This is a genomic window from Paenibacillus sp. UMB7766-LJ446 (genome assembly GCF_030226665.1).
GTDB classification, from domain to species: domain Bacteria; phylum Bacillota; class Bacilli; order Paenibacillales; family Paenibacillaceae; genus Paenibacillus; species Paenibacillus vandeheii.
In genome coordinates this window covers 533,749-547,034 of sequence record NZ_JASOYM010000002.1, presented here as the reverse complement: position 1 = coordinate 547,034, position 13,286 = coordinate 533,749, and the positions used below count along the sequence as shown (strand labels likewise).

Below are 13,286 nucleotides of genomic sequence, written 5' to 3'. Positions count from 1 at the left end.
CTCCCTAATATGTAAACTGGTTCTCCTCGCTATCTAAGAAATAGTTGTTCTATCTATCTTTTCTTCTCTCTATTGCTATCCATAAATAGTAAATTATCCAGAAAAGTAGTGGAAATATAGCTACTGAAATATAGCGTTTATCATACGGGAGCGTATAAATAACAACAATTGAGATTGGCAATATAACAGCAAGTAGAATTAAATACTTTCCCCAATGTTTATTCATTATCACAAGCTACCTCCTTAATTCATTCAAATCATAGTCATAAGATCAGCGCGCCCCATTACCATATATGTACTTAATTTGTACAAGCCTGAAAAAGAACGAGAAAACCATCGAATCAGTAAGGGGTCTCCTACTCGCTCTCTGTTTTCAATCGTCATTTTATCTCGTTGGGTCTTGTAACTCAACTTTCGCAGCAACGAAGTGTGTAACTATGATACACCATCGTTCCTATCTGAACAGTCTCGTTTTTCATCTGTAGTCATCGCCATTGCGATACAGTCCAGACCGTTCATTACATAGGGACGAACAATGTCTACAAGCACATCGGTTCGATCCTTTTCCTCGACATTTAACCAATAATGCGCAGCACCATAGATCGCTGAACCTGTCATGGCCGCCGCGATTTTTATATGATGCCAGTCCGCCCCATGGTGGGTATCCCCTTTCAGAAAAATGCTTTCTATGGTTTGCTGCAGCATTTTCTTTATTTTTTCATCGACAAGCTTAGCCATCGAATTGGAATCTATTCTGCAGATCCGATAAAAATCTACGATGTATTGGTGCGTCAGCAAAATCAACTGGTCACATATTTCATCCGTAAACTCCTGTGCATTCGCCACATGCTCAGGAATCATCTCATGAAAAGCCTGTTCTGTGACTTCATCAAGCAAAGCATATTTATCTTCAAAATGGGCATAAAAGGTGGCACGGTTAATGGTTGCTTCCTGTGCGATATCTTTGATGGTGATTGCATCAAATCCCCTTCTCCGCAATAAATCTCTGAACGCCGTTCTAATTAACTGTCGTGTACGCAGCACCCTCGGATCTTCCTGATTTACCATTTCTATATCTCCTTATTAAACATCAATTATCAGAATGTGTTGCCTATGCAACTTTCCTCTAACTCTGCCGGTTGAAATCATAAGCATGCGATATTATTATCTTATCAAACACGTGTTGCTTAAACAATCTGTGAATAATTCTTTGAAAGGAAGGATCCTATTGAACACCAGACCACATAGACTTCTGATATTTGGCGCCGGCGTGATTGGCAGTGTATATGCACTCCGATTCGCACAGTCGGGACTGGACGTCACTATACTGGCACGAGGAAAAAGACTGGAGGCTCTGAAAAGGGACGGACTGAAATACAACGATAATGGAACGATAAAGCAAATATCGATCAAGACGATAGAAAAGCTTGATAACGACGACATTTATGATTTCATTTTGGTCCCAGTCCGATATGATCAGGCCGAATCTGCCCTGTCTGCGATCAAGCATAATCGGAGCAAGACCATCGTCACCTTGACCAACACCATTGGATATGACTCTTGGCTTGAAATCGTGGGAGATCGTTTACTTCCGGGATTCCCGGGCGCCGGTGGGGACATCAAAGAAGATGTTCTATACGCCCAATTCGGTTCAGAAAAACATCAAGGAACCATTTTTGGTGAAATAAATGGACTGACGACCGAAAGAGTAAAAGAGCTTGCTAAAATATTTGAATCAGTGGATTTGCATTATGAAATCCAAAAAGACATTCAAGCATTCCATATTTCGCATACTGCGTTGGCAATCGTCAACAAGTATTTCTATACGAATGACGGAATGGTTGATATAGATACAGCAAGAAGTGTAAGCACTCTAAGCAAGATTGCCGCAGGTATTAAACAAAACATTCATCTGGTAGAGCAAGCCGGCATTCCAGTAATTCCTCCCGAAACGAAGGAAATGGGAGAATTGACTGACAACGATATTATTTCCCGTAACCGCCAGATGCTGAGCAATGATTTCATAATTGATGTAAAACTTGGGAACCATGCCATCAGCCAAAAAGCGGAAATAATGTTATTAGACGAGATGTTTCATAAAATGATATCCGCCCGGCGATGACATCCCATAGACTCCAAGAAGGATGGCAAACGGTTAATAATATCCATCGGCACAAGTTCTTGTCTTAATGAAATTCCAGCGAAGAATTTTACATTATGTAGCTCGTAGGATGTTCATCGTACGCTCCAGCACCTACTACCTGCACATATATTACTTTTAAGTTCCTATATCACTTTGAGGTGCGTACTTCTCATCTCTCTTATTCTCAGCCACAATAATGAGCAGAAGAGAAAGGAGAAATGTCCATTGAAAACCGAACAATCTGTTCCCCATTACACTGCACTTGTCATAGGTGCTGCAGGTGTTATTGGAGGAAATCTTATTGATTATCTCATGACACTCCCGGAATGGAATATCATTGGTGTATCGCGTCGTGGAGGGAAAGATGCTCCTAGATTACGTTATATATCGGCCGATTTACTAAGCGAAGCGGATACCAAGGCGAAACTGTCTGATCTAACGTCGGTTACTCATATTTTTTATGCCGCTTATCAGGATCGTCCAACCTGGGCGGAATTGGTACAGCCCAACCTTGCGATGCTTGTCAATGTGGTAAATACCATTGAACCGATCGCACCAAACCTTCAACATATCAGTCTAATGCAGGGCTATAAGGTTTACGGTGCACATCTGGGTCCATTTAAAACACCCGCAAGAGAAACCGATGCTCATCATATGCCTCCTGAATTCAATGTCGATCAGCAGCAGTTTCTCGAAAATCGGCAGCCCAAAAGCAACTGGACCTGGTCAGCCCTGCGCCCGTCTGTTGTATGTGGATTTGCGCTCGGTAATCCAATGAACTTAGCTATGGTTATTGGAATATATGCTTCTATCTCTAAGGAGCTTGGCTTAGCACTTCGCTTTCCGGGCAGACCGGGAGCTTTTAATTCCCTTCTTGAAATGACAGATGCATCATTACTCGCTCGTGCGACAGTCTGGGCGGCAACCGATCCACGCTGTGCCAACCAGGCGTTTAATATTACCAACGGTGATCTGTTTCGCTGGAATGAACTTTGGCCCAAAATCGCTGCTTTTTTTGAATTGGAAACGGCACCTCCACTGCCCCTATCACTTGCAACAACGATGGCAGATAAAGAACCACTTTGGAATTCTATGATTGAAAAATATGGTTTATTGAATACTCCCTATGAAGCTGTTTCTTCTTGGGCATTCGGTGACTTCGTCTTCTCTTGGGACTATGACTTCTTCGCAGATGGTTCCAAAGCTCGCCGTTTCGGATTTTACGAATTCGTTGAAACTGAGAGTATGTTTATGAATATATTTAAAGACCTTCGTGAGCGCAAGATCATCCCTTAAAAAATTATAATGACTAATAAGCCAATTCCTAGTTATCAGGAATTGGCTTATTGTGTTCTTCAAAGGTTCGAAGTCGGTGGTTTGAACAGGATTTTCCCTCGATCCCCATAAACCTTTTCTACATGTGTATCCCCCCATCTGCACATCAGATGAAGAATCTCTTTAAGACTCCACCCATATTCCGTTAACTCATACTCCACCTTTGGCGGAACTTGGTTATGGGAAATACGTAAGATGATCCCTGCCTCCATCAATTCATTTAGTTGCTGTGTCAACATCTTCTGTGTAATGGCAGGTATCAGCTTCATCAATTCCCCATTACGTTTTTTACCAAAGGTAAGATGGAATAAAATAACCGGCTTCCACTTGCCTCCAATCACTTCAAGAAGAGCTTCAACTGCCGTGTTATAAACTCTGATTGGTTCATGCATATCACATCCAGCCTCATTTCCAAAATAAATTAAAGTACAGGTACCCTTTGTTACATCATATAAAAAAGTATTATATTAATGGTAAAAATCGGTGTCCTCCTGAAATCGTAATCTCCTTTATTCTACCACCCATTCGACTAATCTGCCCGTTAGCTTAAGCCACTAAAATAGCGACTTCAATCGGAATATGATTTTGTCCATCGACATTTTAATTAACCTTCTAAAAATAATCATTACGAATCTTTCAGATAACGTTATATTCACAAAGTGAGTGAAGCTGGAACGTTTTTTCCTTTTATTTAGTCTATATCCCCGCTAAATTTCCTCCAGTTGTGCAATACTTAAATGGTATACATCCATCTTGTAATTATGATAACCTACCTTAGACATTATAGCTTCTATAGGGAGACACACGATATTGATGTCTAGGAACATAAATTGCTTTTGGAGTTGTATCACTGGGGATGGTCTGTTCTCCCGGCCCTAATATGATTTACCTGATCTCACGTTCCATTGCGCAAGGACGTAAGGTAAGGCCGGCATTATATCTTTGTTGGGGGTTATGCTGGGATTTGGCGTTTATCTCATTGCATCTATGCTGGGGCTAATCGCCATATTCAATACCGTTCCGATTATCTATACGCCAATGAAGTGGACCGGAGCGGCATATTTGTTTTGGCTCGCATGGAAGATGATTAAGCCTGGCTCTACGACTATATTGGAACCGACTGCTCTCCCAATTGAGAAGCCAAAAAAACTATTTCTGATGGGCTTCATAACCAATTTGCTTAATCCCAAAATTGCGGTATTGCATATTTCACTTTTACCTCAGTTTCAAAATCCTGAAAAAGGTTCGGTAAGCGCCCGACATGGCTTAAGGCACAGCGCTGGGTCATGGTCCAGTGTACTCGCTGGACTTGCCTTTAAGCTGGCTGTTCAGCGACGATAAATGACCTGTTTTGATAAGAATCTAACAGGCAACATAGTGGAGTGAAATAAAGGGTACAAAAAACCTAGCTGTTCAGCTAGATTTCTGTACCCTTTGTGTGTTTTTTTTACTTGCTTTACTATTACTTGAGTTGCTTTTTTTTATTGCTTTTCCAGCAACCTTTTTAGCAGCCTTCTTAACAGGAGCTTTGACTGTTCTTGTCCCTCAACAATTTGGCCATAATGCTCCAGAAACCACCATCAGTATCGGTACTGGTATGCGATTCAATAATCAACACTTGCACCATCGTAATCTCCTATGTAACGAGGTCTAACGCCGTCGAGACACCACTTTTTAACTGCTTTTGCTTCAAACTTGGGAGTGGTCGAGACTCAACCGGTCTTTTGTGTATTCCTAATGAAACTTATTACTTTAGATCCTCGTCATTTTTATGCAAGTTAGGCTAAAAGTGAACCATAGAACACTGGCCAACGGGTGCTATTTAAGCATTAGATTAAATTTAATGATCAGAAAACCACATCTGAGGTTTTGAAAGGTTAGACTCCTTCTCTATCCTCCAAAAAGGCCCCATCCGTTTTCTGATGGGGCTGTAATAGTTAAACAGATCATTCATCTGTTTAACTATTACATACGGAATTTAAACTTATTGGATGTGAAGTGATTTACCGATTATCGATCTGAGTGGTCAGGTACTCTTTTACGCATTCCAGCTAAACCTAATAATCCAAGCAGCCCTAGCCATCCCCAGTCCATACGTTTACCGTCATTTGTTGAATTTGTTCTTACGGTATTTGGGTTATAATTGTTGCTGTTGTAATGGTATGTGTTATTATCTCTTCCATCAACAGCAGCTTCATTCACATCGTGAGCAGATGCAGGAACAGCTAAAGTAGCCATCAATAATACTGAAACTACAGCAGTTGTTAATTGTTTTTTCATAAAACCAACCTCCTTTGATTGTGATGAGATTAAGTTCTCCCCAAAACCAATACATTATTCCATGAATGATTATGGATCTATAGTCATTATTTTGATGCTCATATTTGTTGGAAATCAGCCTTTTTGGGAAAACTACCGCAAGGTTACTCAATCATGTCGAGGAGGATGCGCCCAATGAAACAAGAAATACATTACGGAACTGATTACAAATCTGTTCCTCTAACTTCAATGGGAAATGGGGTTGGGATTGAAGTATTGCCCGATTTATTTTGCTGCACTATTCAAATCGTCAACATCTGTTTAGTGGGTTACCCTGAATCTGATGAATTCGTTTTAGTTGATGCCGGAATGCCAAAGTCAGCAGATGAAATTATCTCTGTTATTGAGACGCGTTTTGGTGTAAATAGCAAACCTCAAGCAGTCATTTTGACCCACGGACACTTTGATCATGTCGGCGGGTTAATAGAACTTGTCAAGAAGTGGGGAGTTCCCGTTTATGCACATCCACTGGAGATGCCATTCCTCACGGGGAAAAAGAGCTACCCTGAACCAGACCCTACGGTTGAAGGTGGTTTAGTAGCAAAGATGTCCGGTTCCTTCCCAAATGATCCGATAAACCTTGGGAGCAGCATACATGCGTTACCATCTGACGGAACTGTCCCTCACATGCCAGGGTTTACATGGATTCATACCCCAGGACATTCTCCGGGTCATGTTTCGTATTTCCGGAAGCGAGATGGAGCGTTAATTGCAGGTGATGCGTTCACTACTGTGAAGCAAGAGTATATGTATAAAGTAATTACCCAGGAGTTGGAGATCAGTGGCCCCCCGCGCTATTTAACAACAGATTGGAGAGCTGCAAAGGAATCTGTTATTAAACTCAAGGAATTAAAGCCAGTCAGCGCTGTAACAGGTCACGGATTGCCGATATCCGGTGAATTACTGACAGCAAGTCTGGAGAAACTGGTTAATGAATTTGATCAAATAGCCATCCCGGATTATGGAAAGTACGTTAATTAAACTTCCTCTTAGGATTACGATTAGCAATTATTGCAGCTCCCAGAGTGACCCTGACCGTTCAGAATATTTCTGAACACCATAAATAAAAAAGCAAAAACCTTAGAGAATACTGCATGTGCAATATCTCTAAGGTTTTTCTCTCTTTAGTTATTTGGTACAGCGTGAGATTACTCTATTTTAAAGCTATTACACTATTATTTATCAGAAGTTTTTCCATTCAAATCATGGTGAAGTTCTGTCGCTGGGATGACAGGCTCGTAAATTTGTCCTTTTGGAACAGGTTTGGAGATATACACGTAGTCTCCGGTTCCATCGGGTGCACTCCCTGTGGCCCATAAACCTTCACCTGATTCAGTTCCCTCAGAGAGATTCCAGAACTCATAAGCTTCAGGTTGGGATTCCTGTTCTGCCTCAGGTGGGAATGAAGCCGGTACAACGACTCCGTTCTTCTCCTCCAGTTCTTGGATCGCGGCCATCCATTGATATTGATGGTAACGGTCACGTGCCAACATTTTACGGAAAGTTGCACGAACCCCTTCATCGGTAGTCATATGATAGAGTCTAGCCACTTGAAGTCGCCCCTGACTTTCGGCATGCAGGTTGGATCGCATGTCTGCAAGAAGGTTACCACTTGCCACGATGTAAGAACCATTCCAAGGTACTCCGTTAGAGTTACTAGGTAAACCACCCAGACCGCTTACAAGTAAGTGTTGGGGATTGATACCGCCCATTATGGCTGCTGTAACCGGATCTTCAGCTGCTTTTTGTTGCTCAGCAGGTGTTGCCCCATCCAGCAACTGGCTAATCAATGCACAGAGCATTTCGACATGGCCGATCTCTTCAGTACCGATATCCATGAGCATATCTTTGTATTTTTCTTCGCCCCGACAATTAAATCCTTGAAAAAGATACTGCATCATGACGGTCATTTCCCCGAACTGTCCACCTAACACCTCTTGAACTTGGCGTGCAAATACGGGATCCGGCCGATCTACTTTTACCTCAAATTGTAACTCTTTCTGGTGTCGAAACATATGAATCCCTCCATTAAGTAGTTGATCAATTTCAAAATGTATTTAACCTTCTCAAATGATTTTAAACAAGAGATTATAGCAAAAAGACCAAGAATGGAGAGAATTTCTCTCCATTCTTGGTCTCTGAATGCAATCTAATCGTTTAGTAAAACATATTTTGCTTATGCTTATGTTTCGTCAGATTCGGGTCTTTTGATTTGAAGAGGTGGAGGCACTAGCCATCCTTTCTCTTTGGTCATTTGCAGTATTCTAACGCCTAGAGCCATCTTGGTTGCATGATATTTAGCAAATAATGCACCGATATCTTCTCGGATAGACTGCCCAATGACTTGACTCGCTGCAACTAACCCTAATGAAGTATCAGCTGCCAGTATGGCTGCAATTTCAGGATCCGTGAATCTAGCGCCAGCAGGAATATCATCCAATTTCACCGGAGGTCGTTCTTGCAACATTGGCGCAGGTGCAATGCCATTTTCGGTTAACAGGGTATCACATTCTTTAATTTCAAGTTTGGCTTGATCCAGCAGATCATCCAGAAGTTTCTTAAGATCCTTGTCACCTGCATGATTCAAGAATGCTTGATAACAGGAAATGGCTCCTTTGGCAACCATGGAGCATTGCCATACACTAAAAATTTCTCCATAATGCAGCGGTTCATTTTTGGGATTGCCACTCAAAATGCCCATCTTCAATTCTCCTCCTAATACAATGTCGTTACCCAGTTATGTTTCACCAAATCAAATCATTATATTCTTGTGAGCAACCAAACATTGGTTAGTTCAACTCCTACATATCTAGAGTTGGATTGGAATCAACTGGTGTATTACAGATAGCCAATCACCTAGTTGCAATGGTGGCGAACTCAAAGTTACAGTGCCTCCTCAGGGATTTCCGCTTCCGTATATGCCGGAGCTTCCTAATGAGCATAGTCCGGAATTGCATGATTGAGACAATTAAATTAAGCGCTTTAATTTCAGCTTAAAAAGTTGGAGGCGTCGATACGGCAATGACCAGAGTCTCTCCTCTCCATACATTCTTATAGCTATGCGGCGTCCTAGCATCGTAATAAATACTATCTCCCTCTTCTAGCGTATATCTATCATTCCCAAGCATAAACTCCAAGCACCCCGACTGGACATACAGAAATTCCTCTCCTTCGCTGTGTCCTACACCAACATCACCAGATGTGGCACCCTCTTCAAGAACCCCCCATATGGGTCCCATCTTATTTCTACTTCCCTCGCTAAGGGAATACCACGTAATACGTGAGCCTTCAGAATGTACCAATGGTTTACGTTCGTTTTTTCTCACAACGATGCTTTGCTCTTTCTCTCCAAATAGATCAGTGAAACTAACATTCAACGCATTGGCAATCCTTTTTAGAATACTGATCGACGGATTCGCTTTGTCCCGTTCAATTTCGCTGAGAAAAGATAATGAAATGGACCCTGCCTTTGCCACTTCTTTAAGTGTTAATTTCTGTTTTTTTCGGGTATTTCTAATGACCGCGCCTATAGAATTCATCTTTTATTTCTCCTACACATTCATTTTTTTCGCTGTCAGCGAAATTTACATTTGATAATAATCAAAATATTGAGTAATAGCAAGCTTTCTTACGAAGGTTCAATTTCGGTGCAAAAACGTTGATTTACCAGCATTATTGGACTAAGATTTTAACAAGGCAGATGTGAAAATATCATCCTGGGACATTTACACATCATTCTTTTCCATATAACATTTCATTTTCAGCGAAATTTTAAAGGAAGGCGATGAACCATATGACTAAGCTTCCTAAGATTTACACCGTAGGCGATACTACAGTTACACGAGTCACGGAAATGGTAATCAGTGGCGTTCCACCTGAAATTTATTTCCCAGGTACATGGGATCCCTCCTTTTTGGAAGCGAACAAAGAATCCTTCTCAGAGGGCTTGATTGATGAAAACTCTCAACTTATCGTCAGTATTGGCACCTGGGTCGTGAAGACACCCCAGCATACAATTCTTATTGATACAGCGACAGGTAATGATAAAAATCTGCCACTGAATCCGGATCTTGCTAATCTGCATCTACCTTATCTTGAGCGACTTCAAGAGGCAGATGTGACTCCAGAAGAAGTCGATTACGTGTTACTAACTCATTTGCATGTGGATCACGTCGGTTGGAATACAAAGCTGGTTGACGGAAAATGGGTACCGACATTCCCGAATGCAACGTACGTATTTCCTATTAAAGAACAAGAGTATTACTCCAGCGAAGCGAGCTATAACAAAGAAAATGAAGCGAACTTCAACGTTTACGAAGAGAGTGTACTTCCTATCATTGAGGCAGGCATGACGGAAACAATCGGTCCAGAAGGCGGAAAATTTCTAGATATATTTACATTCATTCCGACTCCAGGTCACAGTATTGGACAAATGTCCATTCGTCTTTCATCAGGTGATGAAGAAGCTTTGTTCGGGGCCGATATCATGCATCATCCCTTCCAAGTCATGAGGCCAGATTGGAATTCTATGTACTGTGAATTTGGTGAGCAGGCTCGAATCTCGCGCCTCTGGGCTTTGGAATACATCGCCGATCGTCCAATTATTTATTTCAGTACGCATTTCCCAGAGAGCTCAGCCGGTTACGTCACTAGAAGCGAAAATAGCTTCAACTGGCACTTTATCTAATACAAAAAAAGAGAGGGGAAAATATGATGTCTAACGATACATTCAACAAATCTATCTCCATCGTATCTGAGAAATTTAACATTGCCAGCGATACGCCGGGGATTGAGCTATCGGTCCTTAATAAACGTCCTGCATCTATGACTGCCTTCTCTATTGAGAAGACGATCATCATGGTCCATGGTGCAACTTATCCAATTGGTAGCTTATACGATGTGGAGCTAGACGGTTTTACCTTCCTTGATTACCTCGCTAGTCACGGCTATGACGTCTATGGAGTAGATGTTCGTGGCTATGGTGGATCCACAAGACCGCCAGAAATGGATCAACCTGCCGAGCAGAATCCTCCGCTTGTCCGTACAGAAACCGGAGTTCGTGACTTTGGCTCCGCTGTAGACTTCGTCCTGAAGCACCGCAATCTATCGAAGGTCAATGTACTTGGGATGTCTTGGGGCGGCACAGTGGCTGGAGCATATACAAGCCTTAATAACAACAAAGTGAACAAGTTAACCCTTATCGCCCCTCAATGGCTAAGCAATAAACCAATCCCTATTGATACTGGCGACTCGCTTGGCTCTTATCGCCTTGTGCCAGCAGGGACTACAAAAGAACGCTGGTTAAGTGCTGCTCCTGAAGGGAAACGTGACACCTTGCTCCCAGACGGTTGGTTTGAGAAGTGGGTTGAAGCAACACTGGCTTCCGATCCTAATAGCAAGAACGTACATCCTGAGCATATCCGCGCTACCAATGGGCCAATTCTAGACATACGTGAATATTGGACGGTTGGCAAAGCCTTCTACGAGCCTAAAAATATCACCGTACCTGTACTCCTCATTCATGCGGAGTGGGATATTGATGTACCGTTAGATTTGGCTCAAAATTTCTTTACTTCCTTAACCGGAGCCTCATATCGCCGTTGGGTGGAAATCGGAGAAGGAACTCACATGGTACTCCTCGAGAAAAATAGAGTTCAGGCGTTCCAAGCTGTTCAATCTTTTCTAGACGAGAATTACACACCAGCGGGACAATAAACAAAGCAAGCAGTTGCCAGGTGACAGCTGCTTACTTTTGTATGAGGAATAATTTATGGATTTCTCAATATTACAATTTATCGAGCATGTCTTTCATGAGATTGTACATTCTTGTACCCGTCTCGTCAATTTCATCTCTAGACATGCGCATCGCCTTTGCAGAAGTACCGTAACCAATTTCTTTCTGACCTTCTTCCAATCCTTTGAATATCCCGTCAGCAAAAGCATCTAACGGTACTCCCTGCGAGTGTAAGCCCGCCCCTCCTAAATCTGTGTTCACTGCTGGAGGAACCACTTCAATCACTTCTATAGATGAATCTGTAAGCTGGTGTCTCAGACTCATAGTAAAGGAATGAATCGCTGCTTTGGTAGCTGAGTAAACCGGAGCAAACATCGCTGGCGTAAAAGCCAAGCCCGATGTTACATTAATAATCGTTGCTTTTTCTTTCTCAGCAAACAATGGTGCAAACAACATGGAAAGATGGATAGTAGCTTCCATATTAGTTCTAATTTCTTTACTGAAATAAGACCAATTGTCCCTTGCGTCTGCTTTTAAAATACTAAAGCGTTGTTGAATTCCTGCATTTTCCTCACGCCGACCGCAAATAATGACTTGATTCCCCTGATTAATAAATCGTTCTGCAAAAGCCAGCCCGATTCCAGAACCCCCACCAGTAATAAGAATTGTGTTTCCCGAAAGTCTCATATATCTTCCACTCCTTCTAAATTAGAATCCAGATAAATATACTTAAAAATTTCTCGAAGCCTCCAGTAAGCGATTCGACAAATCATTTAGACTGGCTAATGTCTCTTCAATTTCCTTGAATTCCACGGACTGACGCAGCACTGTCGCATCGACCGTGGAGGTCTTGGAAAGAATCGTCTCTACCTTCTCCCTCATGCGACCGATACGCTCTTCGGCTTGCTGTACCGCGTTCACACTATCGCCGGCCAGCTTACGCACTTCGTTGGCTACAACCTGGAACGTTCTACCTGCACTGCCTGCACGTGTCGCTTCAATACCAGCATTAAGTCCAATGATGTTCGTCTGGGTGGCGATCCTTTTTACCACATCGGTAATCTTCGTTGTCTCCAGAACTTCTTTCTTCGTTTGATCCGCTGACTTGCTCATCGATTCCTGTGCTTCTCGAAGCTCTTTGGACGTTTCCAGCAAATTGCTTATACTTGCCGTAATTTGTGTATTCGCCGAAACGAGCAGTTCTGCCAAGTCAGACAGATTGGACTGCCTGGCCAAGCTAACTCCGAACGCAATCGCGCCGACCACCTCATCGTTCTCATTGATTACAGGAATAGCAATTGTGCGCGATGGGATGCCAAACACTTCTTTCGGAATAGACTTGATGGCCATTTGTCTGGTTGTCATTGCAATTTCAATACCTTGACCTTTGGAGATTAGTGAACCAGGTTTTACATCCAATGGATTGCTGCGGTCTGGCGAATAAAATATTAATTTCTCTTTGTCAGAGATAGCTAGCGCAATATCTTCTTTCTGGCAAAGCTGGGCAAAAAACGGCGCAGCTTTGAAAATACTCTCCAATAATTCAGAGCCACTTGCTGTGAGTTCCAATTAAACCTCTCCTCTGTACGCATAATAACTCCACTTTATGTACTCAAATAATATTGTACCTTTAAAATGTTATTTCATTGTTAAGCGCATTTCGTATACTCTACATACATATCGTTGCTCCGAGGGCCAATACATAAGACACGACGATCAAAATCGTTTACGGACGGATGATCTTGGTACCCATAT

General features: G+C 42.2%; 13 protein-coding genes and 2 pseudogenes. 7 read left to right on the top strand and 8 right to left on the bottom strand.

The features are described from left to right. Positions 1-435: 435 nt before the first annotated feature. Positions 436-1,068, bottom strand: coding sequence for a TetR/AcrR family transcriptional regulator (locus QP794_RS07195; protein ID WP_285075592.1), 633 nt, complete (start codon positions 1,066-1,068; stop codon positions 436-438). A 112-nt stretch (positions 1,069-1,180) separates the two neighbouring features. Here QP794_RS07195 and QP794_RS07190 point away from each other — a divergent pair, with 112 nt between their 5' ends. Then, on the top strand, positions 1,181-2,122 hold the full coding sequence (locus QP794_RS07190) for a 2-dehydropantoate 2-reductase N-terminal domain-containing protein (RefSeq protein WP_285075591.1): 942 nt from the start codon (positions 1,181-1,183) through the stop codon (positions 2,120-2,122). Between the two features lie 246 nt (positions 2,123-2,368). After that, positions 2,369-3,439, top strand: coding sequence for an SDR family oxidoreductase (locus tag QP794_RS07185; protein ID WP_285075590.1), 1,071 nt, complete (start codon positions 2,369-2,371; stop codon positions 3,437-3,439). A 59-nt stretch (positions 3,440-3,498) separates the two neighbouring features. Here the strand turns inward: QP794_RS07185 and QP794_RS07180 are convergent, their stop codons facing one another. Continuing rightward, on the bottom strand, positions 3,499-3,870 hold the full coding sequence (locus tag QP794_RS07180; protein WP_024629997.1) for a winged helix-turn-helix transcriptional regulator: 372 nt from the start codon (positions 3,868-3,870) through the stop codon (positions 3,499-3,501). Between the two features lie 464 nt (positions 3,871-4,334). Between QP794_RS07180 and QP794_RS07175 the strand changes: the two are divergent. Next, positions 4,335-4,819, top strand: a pseudogene (locus tag QP794_RS07175) (LysE family translocator). A gap of 669 nt (positions 4,820-5,488) precedes the next feature. Here the strand turns inward: QP794_RS07175 and QP794_RS07170 are convergent. Continuing rightward, positions 5,489-5,758 carry a WGxxGxxG family protein gene (locus tag QP794_RS07170; protein ID WP_285075589.1) on the bottom strand — a complete coding sequence of 90 codons (270 nt, stop codon included), beginning with the start codon at positions 5,756-5,758 and terminating at the stop codon, positions 5,489-5,491. Between the two features lie 174 nt (positions 5,759-5,932). Between QP794_RS07170 and QP794_RS07165 the strand changes: the two genes are divergently transcribed. Beyond that, a complete protein-coding gene (locus QP794_RS07165) occupies positions 5,933-6,778 on the top strand; it encodes an MBL fold metallo-hydrolase (RefSeq protein WP_285075588.1) in 846 nt (281 codons plus the stop codon). 194 nt (positions 6,779-6,972) lie between these two features. Here QP794_RS07165 and QP794_RS07160 read toward each other — a convergent pair whose 3' ends face one another. Continuing rightward, the gene (locus QP794_RS07160; protein WP_285075587.1) at positions 6,973-7,812 is read right to left on the bottom strand and encodes a manganese catalase; all 840 of its coding nucleotides are present in this window, start codon (positions 7,810-7,812) and stop codon (positions 6,973-6,975) included. 167 nt (positions 7,813-7,979) lie between these two features. After that, positions 7,980-8,498, bottom strand: coding sequence for a DUF3231 family protein (locus QP794_RS07155; RefSeq protein ID WP_285075586.1), 519 nt, complete (start codon positions 8,496-8,498; stop codon positions 7,980-7,982). A gap of 148 nt (positions 8,499-8,646) precedes the next feature. Between QP794_RS07155 and QP794_RS07150 the strand changes: the two are divergent. Next, a pseudogene (locus tag QP794_RS07150) lies at positions 8,647-8,760 on the top strand (manganese catalase family protein); the annotation flags it as partial. 30 nt (positions 8,761-8,790) lie between these two features. On the opposite strand, the gene QP794_RS07145 reads toward QP794_RS07150, so the two are convergent. Then, complete coding sequence (locus tag QP794_RS07145) at positions 8,791-9,336, bottom strand: helix-turn-helix domain-containing protein (protein WP_285075585.1); 546 nt, start codon at positions 9,334-9,336, stop codon at positions 8,791-8,793. A 254-nt stretch (positions 9,337-9,590) separates the two neighbouring features. On the opposite strand from QP794_RS07145, the gene QP794_RS07140 reads away from it, so the two are divergent. Both QP794_RS07140 and QP794_RS07135 read left to right on the top strand, forming a co-directional pair. Then, the gene (locus QP794_RS07140; RefSeq protein ID WP_285075584.1) at positions 9,591-10,484 is read left to right on the top strand and encodes an MBL fold metallo-hydrolase; all 894 of its coding nucleotides are present in this window, start codon (positions 9,591-9,593) and stop codon (positions 10,482-10,484) included. Between the two features lie 23 nt (positions 10,485-10,507). Further along, the gene (locus tag QP794_RS07135; protein ID WP_285075583.1) at positions 10,508-11,512 is read left to right on the top strand and encodes an alpha/beta hydrolase; all 1,005 of its coding nucleotides are present in this window, start codon (positions 10,508-10,510) and stop codon (positions 11,510-11,512) included. Positions 11,513-11,582: 70 nt separating this feature from the next. Here QP794_RS07135 and QP794_RS07130 read toward each other — a convergent pair whose 3' ends face one another. Both QP794_RS07130 and QP794_RS07125 read right to left on the bottom strand, forming a co-directional pair. Beyond that, positions 11,583-12,218 (bottom strand): SDR family oxidoreductase, encoded by a 636-nt coding sequence (locus QP794_RS07130; protein ID WP_285075582.1) that lies wholly within the window; start codon positions 12,216-12,218, stop codon positions 11,583-11,585. Positions 12,219-12,260: 42 nt separating this feature from the next. Continuing rightward, on the bottom strand, positions 12,261-13,100 hold the full coding sequence (locus tag QP794_RS07125; protein ID WP_285075581.1) for a methyl-accepting chemotaxis protein: 840 nt from the start codon (positions 13,098-13,100) through the stop codon (positions 12,261-12,263). Positions 13,101-13,286: the final 186 nt, after the last annotated feature.

Coding starts and splice junctions, on each gene's coding strand:
- QP794_RS07140 (WP_285075584.1), top strand. CDS start 9,591: ATGACTAAGCTTCCTAAGATTTACACCGTAGGCGATACTACAGTTACA.
- QP794_RS07180 (WP_024629997.1), bottom strand. CDS start 3,870: ATGCATGAACCAATCAGAGTTTATAACACGGCAGTTGAAGCTCTTCTT.
- QP794_RS07130 (WP_285075582.1), bottom strand. CDS start 12,218: ATGAGACTTTCGGGAAACACAATTCTTATTACTGGTGGGGGTTCTGGA.
- QP794_RS07195 (WP_285075592.1), bottom strand. CDS start 1,068: ATGGTAAATCAGGAAGATCCGAGGGTGCTGCGTACACGACAGTTAATT.
- QP794_RS07160 (WP_285075587.1), bottom strand. CDS start 7,812: ATGTTTCGACACCAGAAAGAGTTACAATTTGAGGTAAAAGTAGATCGG.
- QP794_RS07135 (WP_285075583.1), top strand. CDS start 10,508: ATGATGTCTAACGATACATTCAACAAATCTATCTCCATCGTATCTGAG.
- QP794_RS07170 (WP_285075589.1), bottom strand. CDS start 5,758: ATGAAAAAACAATTAACAACTGCTGTAGTTTCAGTATTATTGATGGCT.
- QP794_RS07165 (WP_285075588.1), top strand. CDS start 5,933: ATGAAACAAGAAATACATTACGGAACTGATTACAAATCTGTTCCTCTA.
- QP794_RS07145 (WP_285075585.1), bottom strand. CDS start 9,336: ATGAATTCTATAGGCGCGGTCATTAGAAATACCCGAAAAAAACAGAAA.
- QP794_RS07155 (WP_285075586.1), bottom strand. CDS start 8,498: ATGGGCATTTTGAGTGGCAATCCCAAAAATGAACCGCTGCATTATGGA.